The organism is Carboxylicivirga sp., from assembly GCF_982718395.1.
The window spans coordinates 1-25,987 of the sequence record NZ_CEXQWX010000006.1 but is presented as its reverse complement, the minus strand read 5'-3'; the positions used below and the strand labels follow the sequence as shown (position 1 = coordinate 25,987).

The window sequence follows — 25,987 nt, the reverse complement described above, 5'->3', positions numbered from 1 at the left end:
AATAAAGGTGCTTTTTCACAGAGAGGCTTTTGTTATATGAATAATGCACCTTTTCACTGGACAGGCTTTTGTTATATGAATAAATCTTCCTTTTTACTTGGGCGAGCTTTTGTTATATGTATAATGCTTCCCTTTTTACTTGGACGGCCTTTTGTTATATAAATAATGCTTCCCTTTTTGCTTGGACGAGCTTTTGTTATATGAATAATGCTTCCTTTTTTACTTGGACGGCCTTTTGTTATATGTATAATGCTTCCCTTTTTGCTTGGGCGAGCTTTTGTTATATGTATAATGCTTCCCCTTTTACTTGGACAGTCTATTGTTATATGAATAAAGCTTCCTTTTCTCAGGGTGAGCTATTGTTATTTGTATAAAGCACCTTCTCCATGAATGGGCTTTTGTCATATGTATAAAATTTCAAGTTTTTTCCTTGAAGTGCAGTAATGCTAATTAAAGTCCGCATGACATTATTTGGTATAAATGCCAACATATAGGGATTGTGCAAAAGCACTGTTTTAGGCACCTTGTTAATAAAAACAATATGGATAAAATCATCAGTCAGACACCTCACGGACGCGTATTTATTTGTCCTTCGTGCGATAAAATACATGTTGAGTTTCACAACTTCTTATTCTCATTTAACAAGGAAGAATACAATCATTTTAAGCGATGCTTTAAACGCATGGATGGCCAGTATTACGAGGCTGTTAATGCCGATATCGTTTATCAGCGAAAAATAATTGTTCCCATTGGTCATAAGCATGCATCAATGATGTTAAATCGTCAGGAATTAAAAGAATTACAAAAACTATTGTGTGTTGATAAGGTGCAGAAAGATCCTTCCATTTTTTTATCTGTACGAGAAATTGGTGTTCGTTTGGGTGCCAATTAAACTTTGTTCACCAAAAGTTAGTAGCTATAAATAGGGATTTGATTTTTGTAAGTAATACATTATCAGCTTTAAGAGGAAGAAATGCCAGACACAAGTTTATTAAAAGAGTATTTCAAAAGCCCAAATATTAGCGATTGATGACAAAAGCAGGCAGTCATAACTTTGTATCACACAAAAAAGGTTAACGATATGAAGAAAACAGCAATATTTTATGGGAGTAGTACTGGCAATACACAAAGTGTAGCAGAAAGTATAAATACCCATTTAAACAATCAGGCCGAATTGATCAATGTGGAAAACTCATCCTCTTCAGAGATTGAACAATACGATTTCCTGTTTTTAGGAACCAGTACCTGGGGCCTGGGTGATTTACAGGATGATTGGGAAGGGTTTATTTCGGAGCTGGAGGCAGCTAAACTTGAAGGGAAGAAGGTAGCATTGTTTGGTTTAGGAGATGCCGATGCTTATCCCGATACTTTTGTAGATGGCATGGGAACCATTTACAAGGCTATCGCGAACAAAGGTTGTGAAGTTGTCGGCATGGTTTCCCTCGATGAGTATAGTTATGATGCATCAACAGCAGAAGTAGATAATCAGTTTGTAGGCCTGCCCATTGACGAAGATAATGAGAGCGATAAAACAGAAGCGAGGGTAGATGCCTGGGTGACGAACCTGAAGCATCATTTAGAATAAAAAATTGAGTTTTTATAGATCTTTACCTTTGATTAACCCAAAGCAAGCCAGCTGTACGATTCCAATGTTCATTTGTTTGTTCCTGTGAAACGTTAACGGGGTACTTTATAAATTAACAGCTTGGCTTGCTTTGTATTTTTTAGATTATGAAAGTATTCTGTCATCATATATATGAATATAAGAAAGGCTTGCGCAACCTGATACTGCATACAATGGCCTCTAAGGATATAAAAGCTGCTGTCAGGAAGTTGGAAGCCAATAATATCAGTTACTTAATTCAGCCTGTAACCAGTACTAAAGTCAATGTATTTTTTGGTGCTGAAGAATGTGTTGAAGTGATCAGGTGTTTCTGTCATAAGCGGCTGAACGAGTTAAGTCCTGAGGAAGATTTTATACTGGGCTCATTACTCGGCTATAACCAGGTGGTGCAATGCTCACGTTACCTGAAAAAGAAAAAAGAAGCCCCTTCGTTAAAAGAGGCTTCGTAGAAGTTTTAATGGTTTGTTAGCGTTTTGCGGCGATTTTAAGTGCCTTGCAAATCGTCTAATGTCAATATATCTAAAATCTAACCATCTATTTATAATTGTATTTCATTGAGATGCAAACCATCTGATTGGATGGAGCGGGCAAACTTAACAGCGGGCATTCCATATACCATGATATAACCAATGCGGTGATCAGCAGGAATACCAAATGCTTCTTTCAGTTCAGGTGCAATTTCTTCCATCACCGATTTTAAAAAGCCGTTCCACAAGGTACCAATGCCCATAGTGTTAGCTAATAATTCGAAATAACTCAATGAGATAACACAGTCAGCCACACCATTATTGTTTTTTTCAGGAGCAGAGGCAATTATTAAGTGCGGTGCATCCCTGAAGATGACATCAATACCTTTAGTTTCCCATACGTTCTGAAAAGCTCCATACATGGCTAAAGATCCTTGCAAAGCATCTTCTTCCTTGGCTTTTTTCAGAGTATTGTAAACCAGTTCACGTAACTTACCCATTTCCTCCTTCGTTTTTGTAACAGATAAGAGCACTTGGTTTTTATTATGACCGGTTGGTGCATGAGAAGCCGTTTTAATCAGCTTTTGTATGGTCTCTTGGTTGACTTCACTTTTTGTGAATTTACGAACAGAGCGGCGTGTTAATATCAATCGCTCCATTTCTTCAGTATCAGGTATTTCACTATTCACAGAAACACTGTCATCCGGATTTTTACCAAATATTGATAGGGCTGCCGTTGGACAAATGGCCAAACAGTGCTGGCATTTTATACAATTCTTTTCTTTCCCTTCTTTAATACATGGAATGCCATTTTTACCATCAATAATTAAAGTAGGACATTCCTTCGAACACAAGCCACATTGTGTACATCTGCTTTCGTTAATTTTAAAATCTAGCATTTTGTCTTGCAATTTTTTGGGACGACAAATGTAAGCAATACATCAATACGGAAGACTATTTTTGAAAAACTTCCTGAGCATCCCACGGATGTTTACGAATAATAGTACAAATACCAGTATTTGTCGATAGATATGAACGATATAATATGAATTAAGAGTTATAAGAAGGTGCTAATGAGCCGCACTTTCAGTGCTTTATCTTCTGTGTATCATACACCGCAGGGTTTCACCCTGCGCTATCATGTTCAGGCCTTACAGGCCAGATTGAGAGCGACACTTAATAGTTCTGAAAGAACGGTACATAATAGCATAGTCCGTCAGGGCTATGGCGAACAGACAATTCAATTGAGGACTGAAAGTCCGGCACATCTGTTTATTTCATGTACCTTTTCAACAATTGACGGACATTATATGCAAATACCCATCGGACAAGTTAACGGTTGACGTTTTAGGAACAAAAGTTGACGTTTTTAGGATAAAACTTTAGCACACGATCGGCCATCTTTACACTCGTAAAAACAAGGTTATTAACATTAAAAATATAGAGATATGAAGACGGTTAGGTTAACATTTCTGGTGGCTTTACTAAGCTCGGTTTTAATGGTGGCTGCTCAATCGCCACTTATCCAAAATAACCAGGAAGTCACTGAGGAAATTAAAAAGGAACAAGCCGAAAAAGCGGCACAGGAGCAAGCAACAGATATTAAAGTTGGTAAATTATACTTGTCTCCAATACCGGCTCTGGCATCAAATCCGGCTTTTGGATTTGTTTATGGGGTGGCTGCTTCGGGAAGTATCTTTCTTGGTGATCCGTCCACAACCAAAATGTCAAATGCATTGGCATCAGCAACATATACTACTAAAAATCAGTTGATGCTCGTTATGCGTGGTAATATATATACTAACGAGAACAAGTGGATGCTGCAGAGTGATTATCGTTTTTTTAATTCTTCACAACCAACTTTTGGTTTAGGTACGGGCTCTGGCGGCAATTCTCTTGTGCCTGGTGTTCCACCGGCGGGTGATTTATATGACGGTGAAGCAATGGATTTTGATTTTTATCGTATGCATCAGACAGCCCTTAAGCAAGTAAAGCCCTCGTTTTATATTGGTGGTGGTATTCATTTTGATCGTTTTAACAATATTGATGATAACCTCTTGGATATTGAAAACGGGGTTTATACCAACCATTATATTTATAGTATGAAGCATGGGTTTGATCCTACCGGATATAGTCTTGTTGGAGTTTCTGCCAGTGCACTTTACGATACTCGTGATAATATGGCTAATCCTTATAGTGGTCGATTTGCCAATATTTCTTACAAATATAATGCTGACTTTCTGGGAAGCGACCAGAGTTCATCAACACTCTGGATGGAATACCGTGATTATTTTAGCGTGAATAAAGATGTACCACGTAATGTGATTGCATTCTGGACTTATGCTAATGTAACCACACATGGTAAACTTCCATACATGACATTACCTGCTACAGCATGGGATCAGATGGGGCGCTCAGGACGGGGTTATGCTCAGGGACGTTGGAGAGGTGACGATATGTTCTACGCTGAAGTAGAATACCGTTACAGATTACCTTTATTGGCTAAGAATCCTGATTTTCTGGGTGGTGTTGTATTCGCCAACGCAACTTCTGCTTCGGCACGTGATGCCAATGTGAAGTTATTTGACAACTGGGCTTATGCTTTTGGTGTAGGTTTGCGCTTTCAGATTCAGAAAGCTACACGAACTAATCTGGGGATTGATTATGCTTGGGATCATAATGGAAATGGTGCTTTGTATATCAACCTGACTGAGTATTTTTAAAATGAATAATTATCAACCAGCTTATATAGCTTCCTTAAATCCCCTGAATGTTCATTAATCCTGCATTCAGGGGATTTTTTCTGAAAAGTATTCTTCTTATTTCTCAGATGGTATATGATTTATACCGGTATCACTTCCTTTGGGCTTATACCTTTTACCTTTTTAAACATTTCAGAAAATTTAGAAATACTGCTGTAACCTAAATCATATCCAACCTCTGTAACTGAATAATTACCGGATTTTAATCTGCGATAAGCTTCATCCATTTTGGCATGGGCAAAAAATTGATACACGGTACAGTTGAAAAGAGTTTTAAAATCGCGCTGAAGTTTTGATACACTTATAGCAAATTGTTCTGCCAGGGTTTCAATGTTAATCATTGATGTAACGTTAGAAACTATTTCATCTTTAATTTTTAGCAGGCGATAATAGTCATCTTTGTGCAAACCATGCAGTTCATCTTTATCTGCAAGCTTTTTTATAGATGACATTAGCACTGTAAAAAGTGCCAGGCCTTTTGATGTCACCATAGGCACCCTTCCAAAATCAGCCGTTTCATAATGGTAAAGATCATCGGTCATTCTGTCCATTTCAGCAGATAAATGTGTATGATAGCCTTTGGGTTCATCATTTTCAAACAACTTGTCAACAATATCAACGGCTTCAGGCATAAACTGACTTAAAGTTTTTTTCGAAAGTTTAAAAGCTATCGACCGTAAGGTAACTTTGGCAGGAAAATTCGATTTTAGTGGAAATAGCCCATTATAAATAAATATTCCTTTAGGTGTTCCGGCCTGTAAGAATTGTTGTTCACTGTTAAAATCCTGAATAACCTGTCCTTCTTTTATAATATTGATATGGTAATAATTTGGTCTATCATCCGGAATTCGATCAAATATTAAATCTTTAGGTGGGGTGGATTCTGACACAATCAATTCAAAATCATTAATAAATGAGTAGATAGACACCTTCATGTCAAAACCAGACTTTTTATTAATATAGCCGTTATTAATTATTTCACCTCCCAGTTTAAACTCAAGTTCCTGAAGATAATTTTTGATGCCTCCTTCCTGAAACGAAAGAATTATTTGATCTTTGGTTTTGTTCATGTAGTTCATTTTGTATCTAAAATAGAGCAATGTTTTAAGCATGACAAACATGACTTGCCTTTTTTGGAGATGCGGTTGAATGTATTGGAATAAATAGACATAGACTTTTCAACTAATTTTGCTCATGTACTGGTTCTAATGAGTAATTTAAACGGAGCGTGATGAAAAAGACAGTTTTAATAGGGTTAATGATACTTGTAGGTTTTGACTCATTATACGTTAAAGCTCAAGATAATGATTACGACGAAGAGCATATTGCATCTTCTTTAACCAATTTTTCAAGGTTTCAATCAAGCATTGAGTTTTATGATATGAACGCCAATGAGAACGCACTTTATTGGGTAAATAATGCTAAAATAGAATTTGGGGACAGAGATTATTTAAATATTGAGTTAATAGGAGCTTATTATCAGAAGGATGATGCCTACCTGTGGACTCCCGGAGATTTTAATGTAGCATATTCAAGAAACTATTATTCAAAAAACTTTAGCAATTCCGGGTGGCAAGGTGCATCAACCAGTTTAAAACTAACCATACCAACAGGTAATGCTGAGTTAGCTGGTTTATTTGGACATTGGATTCTCGAACCATCAGTTCAGTATGGTTGGCTGTTGAGCGATGAACGCTTTTTTATCAAAAACAGATGGAGAGTTGTTGTTCCCATTGCCAATGCAGGAAACTATAATGAACCGCCTGGTTTTGTAAGATTCGAACCACAATTTGGGTACGAGGATAAGAACATGTGGATTTCAGCTACCTTTGATAACAGGTTGGTTTATAATATGGATGCCTTTGTCATGTTTGTTCGTGTGGATACAGGGTTTAAAATAAATGACAGAATGGGAATCAATGCTTTTTATACCAAACGAATTAAAAGTGATGTACTTTTTAATACCTACACCGGAGTGGGATTATATTACAATTTTTAAGCAAAAAAGAACCAAATAATAATATTAAAATATACAGCTATGAGAAGGTTAAATAAAACAAATAGACTTTTTACAAGATTTAATTGGGTATTAGTCGCTATTCTAATATTATCTTCGTGCAATTCTGTAGTAGAGAAAAAGAGCGACAATAAAACTCCTGTAAGAGAAATTCAAAAAGTAGAAACAGTCAAATCAGACTATACCATTCCCGGTTTTCTAAAACCTGTTAGTACTTATAAGAACGGATATACACCTGAAGAAATCAAAGAGTTCAGAAGCAATCTTACCGCCAACTCAGGAACAACCGCTGATGATGTAGGTAGTTATATGGCATCAAGTTTTAGTGCACATATGCCTTCAGCGATAGTACATAGAAACGGAGATGTGTCAAAGCTGGATTATGAACCAATAAGAGAGGTTAGCCAGGTTTCAGCAACTACTATATTAGGTACAATGACATTGGAAGAGATGATAAACGATCCTCGATCACGTATGAAAGCTATTGCGATTATTCACGATGGTAAAATAGTTTTTGAGGAATATATGGGTATTCGCGAATGGGATAATCACCTTTGGGCTTCTGCCACCAAAATATTTATTGGAATATTAATGCATAAAGCCGAAGAAGATGGTTTGGTGAACTTATCGGATCCGATCACTCAATATATACCAGAGTTAATAGGTACAGAATGGGAAGGTGTTAAGGTTGAAGATGTATTACACCAGCGATCAGGCTTGGATGTTTCAGAAGGTCGTTTAGGAAGCTCTCCAACTCATCCGGTTACCATGCTATATCGTATTGCACAAGGAGATAAGAGTTTGCCAAAGGGTTCTACATTAATAGATGCAATAAAAACAGCAGAAAAGATTTACGAACCGGGAACACGATTTGAATATGCTTCAATTAACACGCACTTGGGGACTTTAATATTAGAAGAGGTGCATAATAAACCTATGGAAGATATTATTACCACTGAGGTTTGGAGTAAGGCTGGTATGGAAGGTGATGGTACATTAGCTATCTCAGCAAGCGGTGAGCCTATGGCTTTTGGAGCATATGCCGCCCGATTAAGAGATTTAGCCCGATTTGGGATGTTATTTACTCCAAGCTGGGAAACTATAAGCCACGAAAAAATTGTTTCAGATGACTATTTTGAAAAAGCAATGAATGCAGCTAAATCAGAAATATATGGTGAGGATTACATGAGCAAGCGTTTGGTTAAAGATTTTGGTGAGGATGGTTTTGGTGCTTCTTATCAGTGGGATGCTGTTTTTGAAGATGGTGATATGTATAAATCTGGTCGAACTGGTCAATGCCTTTATGTTTCTCCTGAAACCAATACTGTTGTTGTCTATTATTCATCAGCATATCAGGCAGAAGTATGGGTGCATGCTTATGCACGAGAAATAGTAAAACAGTTGTTTAGATAAGCTAAGTGGCTTCCGGTTTGGGAGCCACTTTTTAATTATAGAATGAGATAAAGCTGGGTTCTACCCATAATTTTGTTATAAAGTTGCAACTTGCATAATAAAGATATAAGGGTAATTTTCACACGACATAATAAAACAATGACTCGAATTTCAATAATTATACTGCTGGTATTATCATCAGTTAAGCAAAATAGTTCTGCTCAAGAAAAAGCAACTTTTTTTCAGCAGGACAAGCTTACGGGTAATTGGAACGGGAAACGTGATACAATTGCTAGTAAAGGTATAACTGCAGAGGTTGATTTTACTACTTATTATCAAGGTGCTTTCTCTGGGACCGGATACAACGATTTTGATTTGGGAGGACGTGCAGATGCATTAATTAATTTTGATACAGAAAAACTCAAGCTTTGGAGAGGTGGTGGAATTCACACTCATCTGACTTACCGATTTGGTAATGCACCGGCATTTAGAGGTGGTGCGCTTTGGCCTGTAAATACAGGAGGGATACTGCCTCTTGGAGCAAAAGATAAATTGGTGGCAACTTCAATATATATGAGTCAGCGTTGGAACACTTCGATGCTAATGATAGGAAAAATTAATGCAGTAGACCTGATGGCAAATGATCCGTTCTTTGGAGGGTGGGGGAATCAGCGATTTATGAATTTAGCCTTCGTTGCACCACCTTCAGGTGTTGTCCCTCCGGTTATAATAGGTGCCATTTATAGCTATCGCATCAAGCAATACATATTAACCGCTATGGTTTTTGATCCAAATGACCGAACAAAGGACTATTGGCCTTCGGATATTTTTGCCAATGGTGTTAATCTTTCGTTGAACGGACAATGGGATGGCGATATGTTCGACCGAAAAACAAGTTTTAGCTTAGGAGCAACATATAGCACACAAAATCAAATTGATTTGGAGGAAATTCTGCTTCCGCCGGGACTTCAGGCAGGAACCAAATCAGGTGCCTATAATATTTCTGCTAAATTCAGTCACCTATTATTAGAAAGTAACATGCATCAAGGGCAAGGTCTTGGCATATATGGTCGTGGTGCTATTGCCGATGGAAATCCAAATCCAATCAAGTCATCGTTTAGTGGTGGATTGGCTGGTCATAAAATTATTTCCCGACGCCCCAACGATTCATTTGGGATTGGTTATTTCTACTATGATTTTAGTGATCAGTTAAGAAATGCAGTAGATCAAATTCTAGAGGTGGGTAGTGAGCAGGGAGTTGAAGTATTTTACAATATGGCACTCACTCCATGGTTTCGCATTAGTGCAAATATGGCTTGGGGACGACCTGCAGACCGAAGTAAAGACGATTTGTTCATTGGAAGTTTGCGTGTGAATATTAGATTCTAGATTATAAAAACTGTGGTATACATAACTGATTTATTGAATCTTTAATGGAAAATCGTTAATAAAATATGCCTCACAGTTGGTAATTAAATCACAAATTTCAAGTGTATAATAAAGAGACTGTACTAATGTGACAGTCTCTCAAGATTGAATAGATAATCTGTATTTTATAGACTAATTTATTGTATAATCATCAATACCTCATATTTTCCCCTTTCTTTCTCAGGTAAATGAATCTGTGAAGTGGTAAAATACAAGTTACCTTCCTGATCCATTGTAAAAGAATCGGCCCAGCGAATTTGCGGTGATTGCATAACTGATTCAACATCTCCATTAGGGAGAAGTCGATTAACCGAGTTATTCTCCAAGCCACCTAAATACAGGATACCCTCTTTGTCGAACAACATGCCGTCAGTCGCCGGAATCTTCTTAACTTTCTCGACCTGTTGTGCTAATTCCTCAGGGCTTAAGTCTTCATTCAGCAATGCAGATGTAGAAATCCGATACAGAGTATGACTAGTAAGAGCTATATAATATAGATATTGCCTATCGGGCGATAAAGCGATGCCATCTGCATCTACACTGTTTTCCCAGCGTTGGCCATTACACATCAGATGATCACTTTCACTTTTGGTTGAAGGATGATCATCTAATAAACGTTGCGATTGACCGGTTGAAAGATCCAGAACAATTAAAGCACCATCACCCGAATCAGTTATATATGCTACATCTTTATCAGTGTCAATTCGCACATCATTAAAGTAAGATGATGTTTTATAAACGCCTTTTGGGAAATTGTATATCTTAATAATTTCATCGTTTTCCAGGTTAAAGACATACAATTGAGGACCAATTTCACTTACTCCTTTAAACATTGGATTGTTTGTATCCAATACCCACAAGCGATCTTTGTTATCTACAAATACCGATTGCACTGCATTGAATGAATGAGAACCAGTACGTTGATTCCACTCCATATTCGGATAGGCGCGTGCCACACCGTTCGCCACTTCGGCCACACTTACCGGTACATGGCTCGACCAATAAGGGTAATTCACAAATAAACGCCCATCTTTACTGATGGCGACACCAGTCCACTGTTTATCTGATTGTGCTACCAGATTGAGAGATAATTCAGTCTCTGTTTCAGATTTTTTTCTTGATTGGCAGGAAGTCAAAACAATTCCGCCAATGATTAATATAAAGAGGTATTTCATCTGTTAAATTTATTTTCTTTTGTCAGATGGAACTCCCAATTAATTCAATCATTCGTCTGTGGTTAAATAGAATAATTGAATTTACATGGTCGTTTCATTATAAATAGTTTACTCATCCCAAAGGTTTTCTAAAGTATAAGGTCCATCGGGAACCACCCAAAAACTTCCGTCAACATAGCGGCGATTTTTATTAAGGCCTTTTATAGTGGTCATTTGATCATCGGTTAGTGTTATATCGACAGCATCCAGATTTTGCTTAAGACGTTTTGGATTAACCGATTTAGGTATAACAGATATGCCGCGATGAATGTCCCATGCCAATATGGTTTGTGCAACTGATGCTCCTGTCTGATCAGCTAGTTTGGCAATTGTTTGATCTTCTAATAAAACAGGTTCGTCATCCGCTTTCAGACCAGCCGGGCGATCCGAAGAACCAAGAGGCGAGTATGCCATAACATGAATATTATTGGCATGGCAATAATCAACCATAGCATCCTGCTGGAAATAAGGATGAAGTTCAATCTGGTTAATGGCAGGTTTTATCTTGGAGTTGGCAACTAAACCCTTTAGCTTTTTAATACTGAAATTACTGACACCAATGGTTTTTGCTAAGCCCATTTCAACAGCTTGCTCCATGCCTTTCCAGGTGCCGGCAATAGGTTGTTCTTCCAGGGATAGGAATTGCTGGGCTTTATTGGCTCCGACAAATAGCTTTTTATGAGCAACCGGCCAGTGAATAAGGTACAGATCGAGGTATTCCAATTGTAAGTCAGCAAGTGTTTTTTGTAATGCCGGAACCACATTTTCTTCGCCATGCATGTTATTCCAGAGCTTAGATGTTATCCATAACTCATCGCGGTTAACAATACCTTCGCTGATCACCTCTTTCAATGCTTTACCAACTTCCTTTTCATTAGCGTAGATAGCCGCACAATCAATGTGGCGATAGCCCATCTTTATGGCTTCTTTAACAGCAGTATAAACTTCTCCGGCAGCTGATTTCCAAGTGCCAAGACCAAGAATGGGTAAATGGTATCCGTTAAGATTAAGTGTTTGCATAGTATAATGATTATCTTTTTTTATTAGACAAAGTACGAATTTAAAACAGAAAAAGCATGCGATTTGTTAACGAGCCGTTAATCATGGTCGTTTTTGTGGAATAGATAAATACAGACTGGCAAATTGTTTCGCAGCTTCTTCCAGGCATAACCTGGCATTCTTAATTGAATCCTCAAGGCTTTGGGCTTTATCCATCATAACCGAAAGATGATGAATAGGCATTTTATTAAGCACTTGTTTATTTAGATTATTTTGTCCGCAAAAAACAGCAACTTTTTGATTTGTTACTTCCTTTAGAATACCACTGATCACTTTACCATGAAGAGTTTGCTCATCGAGAAGACCTTCACCGGTAATAACCCAATCAACATCCCGAATTTTCTCATTAAGCTGGACAATTTCCTTTATTGATTCAATCCCTGAATTTAAGCTGGCATTTAAGAAGAAAATACATCCTCCACCCATTCCTCCAGCGGCTCCGCTGCCAGAAATTTCTTGGAGGTCGATGTGTTGATATTCCCTAATCAGTTTGTTGAAATGAATAAGACCATCATTCAGTCTTTCAATATCAGATGGTGTTGCGCCTTTTTGCCTGGCATAAACATATGCTGCACCTCGGGGGCCGTAAAAAGGATTATCAACATCACAGAGCACTTCAAATTTTATTTTTGAGATACTGGAGAGTACGTTGGACTGATCAATGTGATGAACCTTATTAAGATCTTCGCCACAACCTGGCAATTCATTGTTATGACAGTCATAAAATCGATAACCTAGGGCGCGGGCCATTCCCAGACCCGCATCATTAGTTGCACTCCCACCAATACCGATAATTATATGTTGAGCACCTTGTTTTATGGCATCCATAATTAGTTGACCTGTACCAAATGTACTTGCTTTCATAGGATTTAGCTCATTTGGTTTTAATAAGCTAATACCCGATGCGGCAGCCATCTCTATATAGGCTATTCGTCTCTTTTTAGAAAGCAGATAACAAGCATTAATAGGCCTGCCTAAAGGGTCATTAACCTGTGTTGTAGTCAGATTACCTCCCAAATGAAATTTCAGAACTTCAATGGTGCCATCACCTCCATCTGACAATGGACAATAATCTATATGAGTTTCCGGACTAATGCTTTTAATCCCTTTGTTTATGGCGTGGCAAAACTCAAGACTAGTTAATGATCCTTTAAATTTATCAGGGGCGATTATTATCTTTTTCATTAAACATCAAGAGTTTTGTCAGTATTTGGATAGTCGAATTTAAATAAGATTGTGTTTTAAAGCAAGGAAACAAATCTCAGTCATTTACAAAAATAATTTAGCTGTTTAAAATTGCTATAGTCTTTACTATATAAGGCTTGCTGGGTATGCATGTTAAGAAATTACCATCGAAATTGAAAAAAATACAAACGATTGCGCATGACTTTGTGCAATCGTTTGTATATTTGTCCAAAATTATGCCTCGAAATGAAAAAAGTTACCATCAATGATATAGCCCGAGAGTTAGGTGTTACGCCATCAACCATTTCGCGTGCATTGGCAGATAATAAACGAGTAAGCCAAAAAACCAGGGAGATGGTTAAGAAGGTAGCCAAAGAAATGGGATATCAACCTAACCTTATGGCCTCATCATTACGGCGGGGAAAATCTGATTTAGTGGGAATGATAGTCCCCCGAATTAATCGGCATTTTTTTAGTAATGTAATCAGTGGAGTAGAGGAGGTGCTTAATCCTGAAGGCTATCACTTGCTTATCATGCAAAGCAATGAAAGCATCCAATCAGAGATTAAGGCTGTTCACTCGTTAATGCAGAACAGGGCAGCAGGTATCATTACCTCATTGTCGTCACAAACAGATGATGTGGGACATTTTCACACAGTGACAGCTGCAAATGTCCCTTTAATTCAATTTGATCGGGTCAGTAAAGAACTTGGAGGTGCCAAAATTATTAATGATAATTATTCAGGAGCCTATCAGGCCACTAAAAGCTTATTGGATGCAGGTTATAAAAAAGTAGCTCATTTTGCTGGCAGTGATATACTAAAAGCTTATTGCGAACGACGTAAGGGTTATGAAGATGCTGTGCGTGAGGCACTGGGAGAGATTGATGAACAATTGATTATAAAAGATGCCATCACTCGCGAAGCTGGCTATGAGGCTGTAAAAGAAGTATTCAGACAAGGAGCTGATGCGGTTTTTTGTGCCGGAGATTATTCAGCTTTTGGAGCATATGAAGGTCTAAAGGAACTAGGTGTACTCACATCAATTGATTTTGGTGTAGCAGGATTTGGAAACGAACCTTTTGCCGAAATGGTGTATCCTACATTGTCGAGCGTTGAACAGGAAGGTAGAGAAATGGGACGAATAGCTGCTCGTCAGATGATAAATGCCATTAATGGAGAAGTTTATAATGTTGAAATAGTGGTGCCTGTAAAATATATTAAACGTGATTCATCTGAAAAGTGTTGAGGCACCCGTTTTAGTTCGATGAATTGGGTCATATCAGGAGTCGAATTATTTTTTGCAGTACTGCGCAAACGATTGTATTTTAAAATTGAGTGTAACAAATATAACTGAGTAGATATGGTTAACGAATTATTTGATTTATCTGGAAAAATAGCCTTGGTAACAGGCGGAACACATGGAATTGGAATGGCCTGTGGTAAGGTTTTGGCTAAAGCGGGTGCCAGGTTATGTGTTAATGACATAAATGATGAGAAACTGGAGGAATGTAAAGCGGAATATGCCAAAGAGGGTATTGATGTTTTCACGGTAAACTTCAATGTTACATCTGAAGAGGATGTCGACAAAGGCGTAAGCATTATCGAAAAGGAAGTAGGACCGATCGATATTTTGGTTAATAATGCCGGTATCATCAAGCGAGTTCCAATATTGGATATGCCAATCAAAGATTTTGAAATGGTGATTGACGTGGATTTGGTGGCACCACTCATTGTAGCTAAACGTATTGCGCCAGGTATGATTGAGCGTCGTCAGGGTAAAATCATCAATATGTGTTCGATGATGAGTGTTTATGGTCGTCAGAATGTATCGGCCTATGCTGCTGCTAAAGGAGGCTTAAAGCTATTAACTGAAAATATGACTTGCGAGTGGGCGAAGTATAACTTGCAGATTAACGGAATTGGTCCTGGATACATTGCAACCTCACAAACTGCTCCTATTCGCGAAGATGGTCATCCGTTTAATGATTTAGTGATGACACGTACACCAGCTGCCCGTTGGGGTGAACCCGAAGATGTTGGTAATGCTGCTTTGTTCCTGGCTTCTAAAGCCGCTGATTTTGTTAATGGTCACATCCTATATGTTGATGGTGGTATCCTGGCCAACTTCGGATATGTTAAAGGTGAAAACGAAATTTAATATGCGAATTAAACTTCAACTTGCAACAATGACAATGCTTCTGCTCCTTGTGAGTAGTTGCATTGATCGTACCAGTGAATTAACAATTACAGTTTCAAATCCTACAGGTGTTGATCGCCTGATTGAGACGGTAAGAGTGAAAATACCTGATCATCTCTTTGCTGCAGCTTCTTTAATTGTAAAGGATTCGCAGAGTGAGAAAGAACTTCAAATACAAATGGTTGATGAGAACCAGGATGATACACCTGATCACATTTTGTTTCAGGTAGCATTGAAGGCAAAAGAAACGCGGCAATATTCTTTAAAAGAAGACAAATCAACCATTGCACCAAATGAGGTGAAAACATTTGGTCGTTTTGTACCAGAACGAACAGACGACTTTACCTGGGAGAATGATAAGGTAGCTTTTCGGGTATATGGACCAACTGCTCAGCAATTGGTTGAAGAAGGTAAAAAAGGCGGAACCTTATCGGGTGGTGTTGATTGCTGGCTGAAAAAAGTGGACTATTCAATCATTGACAAATGGTACAAGGGCAACACTGATGAGCCGGGTTATTATCACATCGATCATGGCGAAGGGTTGGATAATTACCATGTTGGCCCAAGCTTAGGTTGTGGCGGAACAGGTGTCATGGTCAACGATGAGCTGATCACTTCGCTTAATTATACGGCTTACAAAGTTTTGAGCAATGGACCCATTGAAACAAGTTTCAGATTGGATTACGATTCCTTCGGAACTAATGATAAACAGGTAAAACAAGTTAAGACAGCTTCCATTAATCTTGGATCTAACTTCACAAAGTTTGTAATTGATGTTGAAGGAACTGAGTCTCTGACAACCGGAATCACTCTTCATGATAAAATTGGTGAAATAAAGGTTGATGAAAAAGCTTGCTGGGGTAATTATTGGACTCCGCATGCAGGCGAGGAACTGAGCACATCAATTGTAGTCGATCCTAAATATTATGCCGGATATTCTGAGGTTTTGTCGGAAGAAAAAGATAAGAGCCATTTGTTGATTCATTTAAAAGCCATTGATGGTAAAATTGAATACTATGCCGGATTTGCTTGGAGTGCAAGCAAGCAATTTGCAGGTAAAAAAGAGTGGCATCAGTATCTAGGGCAGTTTGCGCAACAAATTCAAACTCCTTTGACTGTGAGTGTTCAATAAAATTGATTGGAAACTGTTAGTGTTTTATCAAGTAAATTAGAACAAATGAGAAAGTTACACCTGTTATATTTCTTACTCCCAATTTTATTTTCCTGCGGTCAGACGCGTGAAAATAAAGTGCTTAAACTGGCGCATGGGCTTGATCCGACACACCCGGTTCATAAGGGAATGATGGTCTTGGCCGAAAAGGTTAAAGAAAAGTCTGATGGAAAATTACAAATCGATATTTACCCAAGCGGGCAGCTCGGTTCAGAACAGCAGTGTGTTGAGCTGTTGCAAATTGGTAGCCTGGCATTGACAAAGGTGTCCACTGCGGTTCTTGAAAGTTTTACTGATAATTTCCAGGTACTTGGGTTGCCATATATTTTTCGTTCAAAAGAGCATAGTTTTAATGTATTGGATGGCGAGGTAGGTAAAGGATTATTGCTCTCAACCGAGCGTTATAAGATTCGTGGATTGTGCTATTATGATGCCGGTGCACGCAGCTATTATGCGATTAATAAGGCTATTGAATCGCCAGCTGATTTGAAGGGGATGAAAATACGTGTTATGAAAAGCCAGACAGCCATGGATATGGTAAAGCATATGAATGGATCACCAACACCTATTTCCTGGGGTGAACTCTATACAGCATTACAAAGTGGAGTGGTTGATGGGGCAGAAAATAATCCGCCGAGTTTTTATACTTCCCGTCATTACGAAGTGTGTAAGCATTATAGCTTAAACGAGCATACTCGCGTACCCGATGTAATAATTATCAGTTCAGTTGTTTGGAATAAGCTAACAGACCAAGAAAAGCTATGGTTGCAAGAGGCGGCTGATGAATCAGTAGATGCGCAACGTCAATTCTGGGCTCAATCAGAAGAAGAATCATTGAGGATTGTTAAAGAGGCAGGTGTTAATGTGATCTATCCGGAAAAAGAACCGTTCGCCAAAACTGTGAAAGCGATGTTGGATGCTTATAAAGATAAGCCAGAGTTATACGAGTTAATTAAAAAGATCCAGTCAATAGAGTAATTGCAGTCTGACTTTTGAATAATGATTCTAATCTTATGAAGAGAAAAATAGACAATATATTAGAACTAACTCTTGTTACCTTAATGGCCGTTCTGGTGATTGATGTGCTTTGGCAAGTGTTATCGCGTTATGTTTTAGCATCGCCTAGTTCGTTTACCGATGAGTTGGCAGGCTTTCTGCTAATTTGGGTTGGAGTTTTAGGGGCGGCTTATGTAACTGGACAAAAGCAACATCTGGCCATTGATCTGTTATTACAAAAATCAAAACCAGCCGCGCAAAAAAGATTGCAACTTGTAATTGATAGCTGTGTGGCCTTGTTTGCAGTATTGGTATTGGTAATCGGCGGATCGTGGTTAGTAATCACACGTTTTCAGTTAAACGTTAGTTCAGCGGCTCTCCATTTACCACTTGGATATTTATATAGTGTGTTACCTATAAGCGGATTGCTTATGGTTTATTACTCAATCTCATCCATGTTAAACGTTAATAAAGAGGAAGCATAATGGATTATACTGGAGTATTAGTATTGATTTTTAGTTTTATTGCATTACTGGTGATTGGTGTACCAATTGCATACAGCATCGGAATATCAGGTGTTTTAACAATGCTTGTAAGTATTGATTCGCTTCCTGCTTTTACCACTTTTGCACAACGAATGGCTACTGGATTAGATAGCTTTGCCCTATTGGCGATTCCATTTTTTATACTCGCCGGTAATATCATGAACAGCGGAGGAATAGCTATAAGGCTCATTAATCTGGCTCGTGTTTTAGTAGGCCGCTGGCCGGCCGGTTTAGCTTTTGTCAATGTCTTTGCCAATATGCTATTTGGTGCCATCTCAGGTTCAGCTGCAGCAGCAGCATCAGCTATTGGCTCAATAATGGAACCTGAAATGAAAAAAGAGGGGTATGACAATAATTTTAGTGCGGCCGTTAATATATCATCGGCTACTACCGGTTTATCCATTCCACCAAGTAATACCTTAATTGTTTACTCATTAGCTAGTGGCGGTGTGTCAATTACAGCTTTGTTTCTTGCAGGGTATTTACCAGGTATCTTAACAGGTGTTTCCATTATGCTTACAGCCATGTGTTTATTAGTATACCAAAACAAAGGTGTTGGAGGCATGGTAAAGGCCTTGTTAAAGTTTGTAATTGGAACCAGTCTATTAATTGGCCTGGGAATTGGGCTTAAGGCTGCAGGTGATTACTCACCGGTCTTATCTTATCTTACAAAAGCCTTGTTGGCAGGTGCGATAGTTGCTTACATTGTTTACCGGGCACTTAAAAGTCCTAAAGGAGCCATGAAGGCACTTAAGATTCTGTGGGACGCTGTACCTAGTTTGTTTCTGCTCATTATTGTTATAGGTGGAATTGTAGCAGGAATTTTTACTGCTACCGAAGCTTCTGCAGTTGCCGTGCTTTATGCGTTTATTTTATCCCTAATCTATAAGGAGATTACGCTGAAAGACATGCCTGCTATTTTACTTCAGTCGGTAAAAACCACTTCCATTGTTTTATTACTGGTTGCTACTTGTATGGGACTTAGCTGGATAATGGCTTATGAAAATATTCCTCAAACTGTTAGTAGTGGATTACTGGGAATTAGCGATAACCCAATTATCATCCTTCTACTGATTAACCTTATTTTATTGATCGTTGGGGTGTTTATGGACATGACTCCGGCAGTATTAATTTTCACACCAATCTTTTTACCAATTGTTACAGGTATGGGTGTCGACCCGGTGCATTTTGGTATTATAATGGTTATGAATCTAAGTGTAGGTTTGTGTACACCACCAGTAGGTTCGGTATTATTTATTGGTTGTAGTGTGGCGAATGTTAAAATTGAAAAAGTTATTAAACCTTTATTACCAATGTTTTTTGCAATGATTATTTGCTTGTTATTGGTAACTTATCTACCACAAATAAGTTTGTGGTTACCAAAAGCTTTTGGGTTTTAAATAAAATATTAAAAATATAAATAAACGATTATGACAACAATAAACTACGATCGCCGAAGAGCGTGTCATCCAGAAGATGTAAAGAACTACGATACGGATAAATTACGTAAAGAGTTTTTGGTAGAAAACTTATTCGTTAAAGATGAAATTAACCTGAGTTATTCACAATATGAGCGATATATTTTAGGAGGTGCCTTTCCAGTTGATCAAGAGTTAAGTCTGGAAGCTATTGATGCCATCAAGTCAGAATATTTCTGTGAACGTCGTGAACTGGGTATTATCAGTATTGCCGGTGATGGTGTGGTAACCGTTGACGGAACAGCTTATACCTTAAAAGCAAAAGAAGCACTGTATGTGGGGCGTGGAAGTAAAGATGTGAAATTTGCCAGTGTTGATAAAGAAGTGCCGGCTAAGTTTTACCTGAGTTCAACACCTGCGCATACCGAGCATCCAACTACTGTGGTAACCAAAGAAAAGGCAAATATCTTGAACTTGGGTGCCAAAGAAACGTGTAACGAGCGTACCATATATCAGTTAATAGTGCCGGGTATCGTAGACAGTTGTCAGTTGGTAATGGGCTTAACCGAGCTGCATGAGGGTAGTGTGTGGAACACCATGCCAAGTCATACACATGATCGTCGCATGGAGGCTTATTTCTATTTTGATTTACCTAAAGGACAGTCAATCTGCCATTTAATGGGCGAACCACAAGAAACACGTCATTTATTTATGCATAACGAACAAGCTGTTTTCTCACCCGAATGGGGTATACACTCCGGTGTAGGTACGGCCAACTATTCTTTTATCTGGGGTATGGGAGGCGAAAACCTGGATTACACAGATATGGATCATGTTCAGGCAGATGAATTAAGATAAGGAAGTTTTAGATTTAAATATTGCAGTTAGTTACAATCTTGAAGGAGAGGTAGGTGGCGATCCGTGTTAAGCTAAGGTATAACTGCTTAATACAAGGTTGCTGCCTGTTGACTAGCTGGAACTAATTGAATTAAAATGACAAAACTAAATATTAAATCAGCATCGGAATGCGCCTATGATTGCATCTCATTGGGTGAAGTAATGTTGCGCTTAGATCCGGGCGAAGGACGTATCCGAACAACACGTCAATTCCGTGCCTGGGAAGGTGGAGGTGAATACAATGTATCACGTGGATTACGTCGGTGTTTTGGTAAAAGAACGGCTATTGTTACAGCCTTGGCCGATAATGAAGTGGGTGCCTTAATCGAGGACTTCATGTTGCAAGGCGGCCTGGATACGCAATTTGTTAAGTGGGTGGATTACGACGGTTGCGGGCGCACAGTTCGTAATGGTTTGAATTTCACCGAACGTGGATTCGGTATTCGTGGTGCCAAAGGCGTGTCAGACCGTGGCAATACGGCTGCATCGCAACTAAAGCCCGGTGATATTGACTGGGAGTATTTGTTCGGAACATTAGGTGTGCGTTGGATGCATACAGGCGGAATTTTTGCGGCACTTTCTGAATCAGCTGCAGAAACAGTTATTGAAGCTGTTAAGGTGGCCAAGAAATATGGTACCATTGTTTCTTACGATTTAAACTACCGTCCTTCTTTATGGAAAGCCATTGGCGGAGAAGCTAGAGCACAGGAAGTCAATCGTGAAATAGCTCAGTATGTGGATGTCATGATTGGTAATGAGGAAGATTTTACAGCCTGCCTCGGACTTGAGGTTAAAGGAAATGACGAAAATCTGAAGGAGTTAGACCTGGAAGGTTATAAAGGCATGATCCAATCAGCCGTTGAAGCCTTCCCAAATTTTAAAGCTATTGCTACTACGTTGCGAACTGTAAAAACGGCAACCATTAATTCCTGGGGTGCAATCTGTTATTACGAAGGAAATATTTATGAAGCAATACATCGCGAAGATCTGGAGATCATGGATCGTGTTGGAGGAGGTGATAGCTTTGCATCTGGCCTGATTTATGGCTTAATGGAATTTAATGATGGTGCCAAAGCTGTTGAGTATGGTGCAGCACATGGAGCATTGGCTATGACTACACCTGGTGACACCACAATGGCAACATTGGCCGAGGTAGAAAAAATAATTGGCGGCGGAAGCGCCAGAGTAGACCGTTAGTTTGAAAGACGTGAATTGCGGGTAGGTTTTTTTGTATTGTACCTGCCCGCGTTCACAATTAGAATTCAATAATAAAAATATAAATGGCCAGATTTAAAAGATTACATGTACTAAATACAATGTCGGAAACAAAGCTAGTCCCTTTGTTTTACAATGCTGATGCCGAGCTGGTGAAGCAGGTGGTGAAGGCTTGTTATAAAGGAGGAGCGAGGGTGTTTGAGTTTACCAATCGGGGCGATTTCGCCCATGAGGTTTTTGCCGAGGTGAACAAATGGTGTGCAACGGAATGTTCTGAGATGATCATGGGAGTGGGCTCGGTTGTTGACTCGGCAACAGCAGCCTTGTATATTCAATTAGGTGCCAATTTTATAGTTTCACCAAGCTTAAATCCAGAAATGGCCAAAGTGTGCAATCGTCGTAAAATTGCATGGTTACCGGGTTGCGGCACCTTATCCGAAATCAATTCGGCTGAAGAGTTAGGTTGCGAAATTGTAAAGATATTTCCTGGTAAAGAAGTGGGTGGACCAGCATTTGTGAAGGCTATAACCGCTCCTTGTCCCTGGACGAGTATTATGCCTAGTGGTGGCGTAGCTCCAACGCAGGAAAGCCTTGAAAGCTGGTTTAATGCCGGAGTTACTTGTGTAGGTTTAGGATCACAGTTGACTCCCAAAGAAGTAATTGCCAACCGTGATTTTGATTTTATTGAAAATAAGATTAAAGAGGCACTAGCCATCATTGCAAAGCTTTAAACAGCTTATTACATAGCGAGACTCATATGAGTCAAATTACACATTTATAGTTGTTCCTTTGTAAGAAACAATTAATAGAATCCTATAAAGCCGGTAATATAATTATTCGATTTAGGTTTCAAATTTCTATAGATAAAGGCAACGCATAAAATAAAAGGTTACCTTTCATGTTAAGTTTTACCTTAATTGAGATCTTTACCCACAAGGGTTACTTTTTAAACATGCCTGCCAATCGCATTTCGATAAATACAAATATTGAAGAAATGATAAATTACTTCTCCCCAAGTATAAATGATATAGGCAAATGGTCACTGTAGCCTGATAAATTAGGATCTTTTTGCCCGAATCGTATCGGTAACTTATACCTGCCTTTTACCATACCATCATATACCTCAATTTTCACAGTATTTTCATCAATGTTGAATAGGCCGCTTTTTTTAACAATTCCTTTTGATACCATAAACTGATCAATCATTAGCGGGCGACTATTAAATACATAACTTGAGGTTCGTTCTCCCATCAATTGCCACATTAAATTAAATAAATAAGGATTCTGGCCATAAATTACTTTATTACGGTCGCGTACACTTAATGCATAATCAGTTACTGAACGATTAAATGGCTCATCGTTAAAATCACCCATTACAATTATAGCAGCATCGTCACCTTTTACTTCCTGAATTTGTTCTATGAAATAGCTTAATGTTTCACCCGCAATAATACGAAACGGTTCCGACTCATATTGTCCTGCAGATCGTGAAGGCCAGTGGTTCCCAATAAGTACCAATTCGTTTCCTTTCGAAGTTTTTAAAGTAGCCTGAATTATTTCGCGTGTTGCATACCTTTTTACAATGGCATGTTGAAAGAATTCGTCTTCATTGTATTCATACTTATTTTTGTCATAAACAAAGGCAACATCAATACCCCTGTTGTCCGGCGAGTCATCATGTATGATGTCATACTGACGCCCGGGTAAATTCAATTTCCCGATCAACAGTTTTAACACATGTTCATTCTCTATCTCACAAACACCCAAAATGTCAGGGCCTTGGTTATTGTTCATTTGATTAATTACCCAAGCCAGATTTTGCAGTTTTTTATCAAGTACACCGGCAGTCCAGTCCGAAAGATCTGCTTTAATTTTCTTTTTAATTTCTGGTGACCTTCGTTCAATAGGAGCGTTTTTTTCATCAAAAAGATTTTCAACATTCCACCATGCAATAAAATGCTTTTCCATAAATATTAATTTTTTAGGTTTGATGGTTCCTTACTTTATTTTTTCTCTAATTAAATCCACATATTTTTCCGCTACTTCTTCATATACATGACTTTTAAGATGTAATTCATCATACCATTCCTTTTTGTCTCTGCCAATGTCCCTATTATCAATATGGTATACATTGTCAAAGTCATTGACTACCTGTATCATTGCGTTATTAAAATCAAAAATAAGAGCAGTTAAAATAGCTTCTTGAAGTTTCTTGTCTAGAATTCCTTTTATCATTAGTGGTTGATACAACCATTTGCCTGTTCCTGCAAACCAATTAATCAAAGGCCTGAGTGGGTAACGAAGAGAAAATCTTATTCCCTTATGCGGAAATGGATAGGCATATCCTTGGGTTATAGTTATTAAGTCAGAAAATTTACTTTTGCCGGAATAGAGCTCGGTAAATAGTATGTAATACTGAATTTTAATGATCCACAAAAACGAATAAAATTCTTTGGTAATGTATTGTTGAGCAGATAAGATTTTATCCCGTATTTCATCTTCTAAATTAAATTCTTCCAGATCGGTTGCACTACTGTATTTTTTTGTTTGATTTCCTTTGCCATTAACCATTATAGCTAACCTGTGAGCACCAACCATATCGTTTCCTCCTCCGCTGATAAGAAAAACATCGGGGTCATATTTCGATAAACCTTCAACATACTGACCTTCATAAATAATATTTGTTATCCAATCGCCGGCATATGCATCTGAGTAAAGTAGAAAGTCCTTATTCTTTTTAATCAGCCAATCTGTAATATCGCGCACGCAAACAGGAAATTGAAACCAGGAATCACCTTCTGAATATATCTTAATGTACCTTTCACCTTTCTTTTGTCTCTGAACTCTTTTGATATATTTCTTCTTTCTCTTTTTTGTACTCTTTTTGTTAAATTTCCCCATAAGCCCCTCGTTGGCATTTGAGGTTTCTAATAATCTACTTTCATTTATATCATACACCTTTCTTATGCAGTACCTTAAATCTTTAAATGCTTTATCAACCTTTAGCTTGTCACCTTTCTTATAGAGATTAATAAACGCCTTAAAATCATTTTCGTTAAATTTCAGTGGAGCGTGTAAAAGCTTGTCGATGAGTTTATTTTTAGATGTCATATTCGATTTTCTTATTTATAGCAGGGTGTAATGTTTAATAGTGATGCAATTTCGCATTTGCTACACATAAAGTCAAGTATAGTTATCTATCAATATGCTATTTGTCGAAACTTATATGTTACACCAACTTTTTTCTAATCGGATGAAGAAAATGGAGTTCTTACTTAATCAATTAATATTAATGATTTTTTTGCGGAAGTGTCAGATTTACAATAATCTCAAGGAAATAAAAAACACTCCCGGTTGATTTTTATTCAACCAGGAGTGTTTTGTGCATGAATGTATATAAATTATGCTGAGTTTTCAATCTCTTGAATTTCCAAATTTAACTCTGCGATCAGTACAACATGATTCAAACCAGACTTAATTCTTAATTCGGTTCCACCTGAGTGTATTAATCATCCAATTGGGGAGTGATTTTTTAGGATCTCTGCCTTTCAGGTTCATATACCAACCAAGTTTTTCAATGATGGGTAGTTTATGGGTTTCAACAAATTCAATTGGTGTTCCATCCGGATCAGAGATATATGAGAAATGCCCGGCTGCCACACCCATATCAAAACTATTAGCACTGTTAACTGTAAATGGAAATCCTTTTTCCTGGCATTCCTTTTCCAGTAGATCCATTCCAATAATATCAAAACATAGGTGAATATAACCTAACTCGCCCCAAATCCGATCCTGATAAATCTTTTTAGGAGTGCGTTCCAAAGCCTGAATTAACTCAATTTGAGTTGGTCCATAAAGTTTACTGAAAGGACCCGTTCTTGGTTTGTGTTTCAATAAAACTCTTCTGTATTTCTGGTCACTACCAGGAAGGGAGGTCAAATCTTCAAAAACGCCGCTTTCATCATAAATAACTTCATCATATTGAAGAATGTCGGTATAAACCTTCAACGATTGTTCAATATCAGATACACCAATGACTGCACCAAACACACCCCCTGTCACTGATTTTTCCTTTTTATAATGTGAGGATTCTTCAACTATTTCAAAAATGTTATTATAAGGATCTTTTACAAAGTAATGCATGTTACCATGTGGGGTTTTGGTTATGGTTCCTAAGATATCCACCTCCATTTCTTTATGTGCATCGTATGCCTTTAATACATTCCTGCATTTCATTTTGCAGATGTAAATTCCCATATCACCCAGCTTAACTTCAAAGACCGGAGCTTTGGGTTCCATACTTGTATGTTGCCATATTTCATAACCACCACCACCTTCCATATTTACAGCCAATGCTGCGTACCTGGGGCATTCTTTGCCTTTGGTATAGGGTAGCAT

Annotated in this window: 25 protein-coding genes; 17 read left to right on the top strand and 8 right to left on the bottom strand. The window is 38.2% G+C overall.

Annotated features, from left to right (window positions below):
* Nucleotides 1-541: 541 nt before the first annotated feature.
* The 3 genes from AC4MRQ_RS02540 to AC4MRQ_RS02530 all read left to right on the top strand — a co-directional run bounded on the left by AC4MRQ_RS02540 (nucleotide 542) and on the right by AC4MRQ_RS02530 (nucleotide 2,073).
* Nucleotides 542-892, top strand: a complete 351-nt coding sequence (locus AC4MRQ_RS02540) for a DUF6686 family protein (protein WP_491196067.1) — start codon at nucleotides 542-544, stop codon at nucleotides 890-892.
* Nucleotides 893-1,081: 189 nt separating this feature from the next.
* Nucleotides 1,082-1,585, top strand: a complete 504-nt coding sequence (locus AC4MRQ_RS02535) for a flavodoxin (protein WP_491196066.1) — start codon at nucleotides 1,082-1,084, stop codon at nucleotides 1,583-1,585.
* A 146-nt stretch (nucleotides 1,586-1,731) separates the two neighbouring features.
* The gene (locus AC4MRQ_RS02530) at nucleotides 1,732-2,073 is read left to right on the top strand and encodes a DUF2023 family protein (RefSeq protein ID WP_491196065.1); all 342 of its coding nucleotides are present in this window, start codon (nucleotides 1,732-1,734) and stop codon (nucleotides 2,071-2,073) included.
* Nucleotides 2,074-2,162: 89 nt separating this feature from the next.
* Here the strand turns inward: AC4MRQ_RS02530 and AC4MRQ_RS02525 are convergent, their stop codons facing one another.
* Nucleotides 2,163-2,990 carry a nitroreductase family protein gene (locus tag AC4MRQ_RS02525; RefSeq protein ID WP_491196064.1) on the bottom strand — a complete coding sequence of 276 codons (828 nt, stop codon included), beginning with the start codon at nucleotides 2,988-2,990 and terminating at the stop codon, nucleotides 2,163-2,165.
* A gap of 174 nt (nucleotides 2,991-3,164) precedes the next feature.
* Between AC4MRQ_RS02525 and AC4MRQ_RS02520 the strand changes: the two genes are divergently transcribed.
* Together AC4MRQ_RS02520 and AC4MRQ_RS02515 are read left to right on the top strand one after the other, a co-directional pair.
* A complete protein-coding gene (locus AC4MRQ_RS02520; protein WP_491196063.1) occupies nucleotides 3,165-3,434 on the top strand; it encodes a hypothetical protein in 270 nt (89 codons plus the stop codon).
* Nucleotides 3,435-3,539: 105 nt separating this feature from the next.
* Nucleotides 3,540-4,814 carry a BamA/TamA family outer membrane protein gene (locus AC4MRQ_RS02515; protein ID WP_491196062.1) on the top strand — a complete coding sequence of 425 codons (1,275 nt, stop codon included), beginning with the start codon at nucleotides 3,540-3,542 and terminating at the stop codon, nucleotides 4,812-4,814.
* A 119-nt stretch (nucleotides 4,815-4,933) separates the two neighbouring features.
* On the opposite strand, the gene AC4MRQ_RS02510 is transcribed toward AC4MRQ_RS02515, so the two are convergent.
* The gene (locus tag AC4MRQ_RS02510) at nucleotides 4,934-5,923 is read right to left on the bottom strand and encodes a helix-turn-helix domain-containing protein (RefSeq protein WP_491196061.1); all 990 of its coding nucleotides are present in this window, start codon (nucleotides 5,921-5,923) and stop codon (nucleotides 4,934-4,936) included.
* Between the two features lie 161 nt (nucleotides 5,924-6,084).
* Between AC4MRQ_RS02510 and AC4MRQ_RS02505 the strand changes: the two genes are divergently transcribed.
* The 3 genes from AC4MRQ_RS02505 to AC4MRQ_RS02495 all read left to right on the top strand — a co-directional run bounded on the left by AC4MRQ_RS02505 (nucleotide 6,085) and on the right by AC4MRQ_RS02495 (nucleotide 9,651).
* Nucleotides 6,085-6,852 (top strand): hypothetical protein, encoded by a 768-nt coding sequence (locus AC4MRQ_RS02505; protein ID WP_491196060.1) that lies wholly within the window; start codon nucleotides 6,085-6,087, stop codon nucleotides 6,850-6,852.
* 39 nt (nucleotides 6,853-6,891) lie between these two features.
* On the top strand, nucleotides 6,892-8,283 hold the full coding sequence (locus AC4MRQ_RS02500) for a serine hydrolase domain-containing protein (RefSeq protein WP_491196059.1): 1,392 nt from the start codon (nucleotides 6,892-6,894) through the stop codon (nucleotides 8,281-8,283).
* A 138-nt stretch (nucleotides 8,284-8,421) separates the two neighbouring features.
* Complete coding sequence (locus AC4MRQ_RS02495; protein WP_491196058.1) at nucleotides 8,422-9,651, top strand: carbohydrate porin; 1,230 nt, start codon at nucleotides 8,422-8,424, stop codon at nucleotides 9,649-9,651.
* Between the two features lie 176 nt (nucleotides 9,652-9,827).
* Here the strand turns inward: AC4MRQ_RS02495 and AC4MRQ_RS02490 are convergent, their stop codons facing one another.
* The 3 genes from AC4MRQ_RS02490 to AC4MRQ_RS02480 all read right to left on the bottom strand — a co-directional run bounded on the left by AC4MRQ_RS02490 (nucleotide 9,828) and on the right by AC4MRQ_RS02480 (nucleotide 13,148).
* Entirely contained in the window at nucleotides 9,828-10,865 is a 1,038-nt protein-coding gene (locus tag AC4MRQ_RS02490; protein ID WP_491196057.1) for an L-dopachrome tautomerase-related protein, read from the bottom strand.
* A 108-nt stretch (nucleotides 10,866-10,973) separates the two neighbouring features.
* The gene (locus AC4MRQ_RS02485; RefSeq protein WP_491196056.1) at nucleotides 10,974-11,924 is read right to left on the bottom strand and encodes an aldo/keto reductase; all 951 of its coding nucleotides are present in this window, start codon (nucleotides 11,922-11,924) and stop codon (nucleotides 10,974-10,976) included.
* 81 nt (nucleotides 11,925-12,005) lie between these two features.
* Complete coding sequence (locus tag AC4MRQ_RS02480) at nucleotides 12,006-13,148, bottom strand: glycerate kinase (RefSeq protein WP_491196055.1); 1,143 nt, start codon at nucleotides 13,146-13,148, stop codon at nucleotides 12,006-12,008.
* Nucleotides 13,149-13,394: 246 nt separating this feature from the next.
* On the opposite strand from AC4MRQ_RS02480, the gene AC4MRQ_RS02475 reads away from it, so the two are divergent.
* The 9 genes from AC4MRQ_RS02475 to AC4MRQ_RS02435 all read left to right on the top strand — a co-directional run bounded on the left by AC4MRQ_RS02475 (nucleotide 13,395) and on the right by AC4MRQ_RS02435 (nucleotide 22,320).
* On the top strand, nucleotides 13,395-14,396 hold the full coding sequence (locus tag AC4MRQ_RS02475) for a LacI family DNA-binding transcriptional regulator (protein WP_491196054.1): 1,002 nt from the start codon (nucleotides 13,395-13,397) through the stop codon (nucleotides 14,394-14,396).
* A gap of 114 nt (nucleotides 14,397-14,510) precedes the next feature.
* A complete protein-coding gene (locus AC4MRQ_RS02470) occupies nucleotides 14,511-15,308 on the top strand; it encodes a gluconate 5-dehydrogenase (RefSeq protein WP_491196053.1) in 798 nt (265 codons plus the stop codon).
* A 1-nt stretch (nucleotide 15,309) separates the two neighbouring features.
* Nucleotides 15,310-16,479: a BT3233 family polysaccharide utilization protein gene (locus AC4MRQ_RS02465; protein WP_491196052.1), complete on the top strand. Its 1,170-nt coding sequence runs from the start codon at nucleotides 15,310-15,312 to the stop codon at nucleotides 16,477-16,479.
* A 45-nt stretch (nucleotides 16,480-16,524) separates the two neighbouring features.
* A complete protein-coding gene (locus tag AC4MRQ_RS02460; RefSeq protein ID WP_491196051.1) occupies nucleotides 16,525-17,496 on the top strand; it encodes a TRAP transporter substrate-binding protein in 972 nt (323 codons plus the stop codon).
* A 35-nt stretch (nucleotides 17,497-17,531) separates the two neighbouring features.
* Nucleotides 17,532-17,999: a TRAP transporter small permease gene (locus tag AC4MRQ_RS02455; RefSeq protein WP_491196050.1), complete on the top strand. Its 468-nt coding sequence runs from the start codon at nucleotides 17,532-17,534 to the stop codon at nucleotides 17,997-17,999.
* A complete protein-coding gene (locus AC4MRQ_RS02450) occupies nucleotides 17,999-19,459 on the top strand; it encodes a TRAP transporter large permease (protein ID WP_491196049.1) in 1,461 nt (486 codons plus the stop codon). The genes AC4MRQ_RS02455 and AC4MRQ_RS02450 overlap by 1 nt, the downstream gene beginning before the upstream one ends.
* Nucleotides 19,460-19,489: 30 nt before the next feature.
* Complete coding sequence (kduI, locus tag AC4MRQ_RS02445; RefSeq protein ID WP_491196048.1) at nucleotides 19,490-20,335, top strand: 5-dehydro-4-deoxy-D-glucuronate isomerase; 846 nt, start codon at nucleotides 19,490-19,492, stop codon at nucleotides 20,333-20,335.
* A 135-nt stretch (nucleotides 20,336-20,470) separates the two neighbouring features.
* Nucleotides 20,471-21,571, top strand: a complete 1,101-nt coding sequence (locus tag AC4MRQ_RS02440; RefSeq protein ID WP_491196047.1) for a sugar kinase — start codon at nucleotides 20,471-20,473, stop codon at nucleotides 21,569-21,571.
* A gap of 83 nt (nucleotides 21,572-21,654) precedes the next feature.
* A complete protein-coding gene (locus AC4MRQ_RS02435) occupies nucleotides 21,655-22,320 on the top strand; it encodes a bifunctional 4-hydroxy-2-oxoglutarate aldolase/2-dehydro-3-deoxy-phosphogluconate aldolase (protein ID WP_491196046.1) in 666 nt (221 codons plus the stop codon).
* Nucleotides 22,321-22,591: 271 nt separating this feature from the next.
* Here the strand turns inward: AC4MRQ_RS02435 and AC4MRQ_RS02430 are convergent, their stop codons facing one another.
* The 3 genes from AC4MRQ_RS02430 to AC4MRQ_RS02420 form a co-directional block, all read right to left on the bottom strand.
* Nucleotides 22,592-23,557: an endonuclease/exonuclease/phosphatase family protein gene (locus tag AC4MRQ_RS02430; RefSeq protein ID WP_491196045.1), complete on the bottom strand. Its 966-nt coding sequence runs from the start codon at nucleotides 23,555-23,557 to the stop codon at nucleotides 22,592-22,594.
* 30 nt (nucleotides 23,558-23,587) lie between these two features.
* Nucleotides 23,588-24,700 carry a hypothetical protein gene (locus tag AC4MRQ_RS02425; protein WP_491196044.1) on the bottom strand — a complete coding sequence of 371 codons (1,113 nt, stop codon included), beginning with the start codon at nucleotides 24,698-24,700 and terminating at the stop codon, nucleotides 23,588-23,590.
* Between the two features lie 363 nt (nucleotides 24,701-25,063).
* Nucleotides 25,064-25,987 (bottom strand): VOC family protein (locus AC4MRQ_RS02420; protein ID WP_491196043.1); only part of this gene is annotated, 924 nt, incomplete at its 5' end.

Excerpts from the sequence above, each read along its gene's own strand:
- AC4MRQ_RS02435 (WP_491196046.1), top strand. The coding sequence starts at position 21,655 with ATGGCCAGATTTAAAAGATTACATGTACTAAATACAATGTCGGAAACA.
- AC4MRQ_RS02525 (WP_491196064.1), bottom strand. The coding sequence starts at position 2,990 with ATGCTAGATTTTAAAATTAACGAAAGCAGATGTACACAATGTGGCTTG.
- AC4MRQ_RS02470 (WP_491196053.1), top strand. The coding sequence starts at position 14,511 with ATGGTTAACGAATTATTTGATTTATCTGGAAAAATAGCCTTGGTAACA.
- AC4MRQ_RS02480 (WP_491196055.1), bottom strand. The coding sequence starts at position 13,148 with ATGAAAAAGATAATAATCGCCCCTGATAAATTTAAAGGATCATTAACT.
- AC4MRQ_RS02510 (WP_491196061.1), bottom strand. The coding sequence starts at position 5,923 with ATGAACAAAACCAAAGATCAAATAATTCTTTCGTTTCAGGAAGGAGGC.
- AC4MRQ_RS02490 (WP_491196057.1), bottom strand. The coding sequence starts at position 10,865 with ATGAAATACCTCTTTATATTAATCATTGGCGGAATTGTTTTGACTTCC.
- AC4MRQ_RS02460 (WP_491196051.1), top strand. The coding sequence starts at position 16,525 with ATGAGAAAGTTACACCTGTTATATTTCTTACTCCCAATTTTATTTTCC.
- AC4MRQ_RS02515 (WP_491196062.1), top strand. The coding sequence starts at position 3,540 with ATGAAGACGGTTAGGTTAACATTTCTGGTGGCTTTACTAAGCTCGGTT.
- AC4MRQ_RS02505 (WP_491196060.1), top strand. The coding sequence starts at position 6,085 with ATGAAAAAGACAGTTTTAATAGGGTTAATGATACTTGTAGGTTTTGAC.
- AC4MRQ_RS02500 (WP_491196059.1), top strand. The coding sequence starts at position 6,892 with ATGAGAAGGTTAAATAAAACAAATAGACTTTTTACAAGATTTAATTGG.
- AC4MRQ_RS02450 (WP_491196049.1), top strand. The coding sequence starts at position 17,999 with ATGGATTATACTGGAGTATTAGTATTGATTTTTAGTTTTATTGCATTA.
- AC4MRQ_RS02425 (WP_491196044.1), bottom strand. The coding sequence starts at position 24,700 with ATGACATCTAAAAATAAACTCATCGACAAGCTTTTACACGCTCCACTG.
- AC4MRQ_RS02520 (WP_491196063.1), top strand. The coding sequence starts at position 3,165 with ATGAGCCGCACTTTCAGTGCTTTATCTTCTGTGTATCATACACCGCAG.
- AC4MRQ_RS02440 (WP_491196047.1), top strand. The coding sequence starts at position 20,471 with ATGACAAAACTAAATATTAAATCAGCATCGGAATGCGCCTATGATTGC.
- AC4MRQ_RS02455 (WP_491196050.1), top strand. The coding sequence starts at position 17,532 with ATGAAGAGAAAAATAGACAATATATTAGAACTAACTCTTGTTACCTTA.
- AC4MRQ_RS02485 (WP_491196056.1), bottom strand. The coding sequence starts at position 11,924 with ATGCAAACACTTAATCTTAACGGATACCATTTACCCATTCTTGGTCTT.
- AC4MRQ_RS02540 (WP_491196067.1), top strand. The coding sequence starts at position 542 with ATGGATAAAATCATCAGTCAGACACCTCACGGACGCGTATTTATTTGT.
- AC4MRQ_RS02465 (WP_491196052.1), top strand. The coding sequence starts at position 15,310 with ATGCGAATTAAACTTCAACTTGCAACAATGACAATGCTTCTGCTCCTT.
- AC4MRQ_RS02475 (WP_491196054.1), top strand. The coding sequence starts at position 13,395 with ATGAAAAAAGTTACCATCAATGATATAGCCCGAGAGTTAGGTGTTACG.
- AC4MRQ_RS02535 (WP_491196066.1), top strand. The coding sequence starts at position 1,082 with ATGAAGAAAACAGCAATATTTTATGGGAGTAGTACTGGCAATACACAA.
- AC4MRQ_RS02495 (WP_491196058.1), top strand. The coding sequence starts at position 8,422 with ATGACTCGAATTTCAATAATTATACTGCTGGTATTATCATCAGTTAAG.
- kduI (WP_491196048.1), top strand. The coding sequence starts at position 19,490 with ATGACAACAATAAACTACGATCGCCGAAGAGCGTGTCATCCAGAAGAT.
- AC4MRQ_RS02430 (WP_491196045.1), bottom strand. The coding sequence starts at position 23,557 with ATGGAAAAGCATTTTATTGCATGGTGGAATGTTGAAAATCTTTTTGAT.
- AC4MRQ_RS02530 (WP_491196065.1), top strand. The coding sequence starts at position 1,732 with ATGAAAGTATTCTGTCATCATATATATGAATATAAGAAAGGCTTGCGC.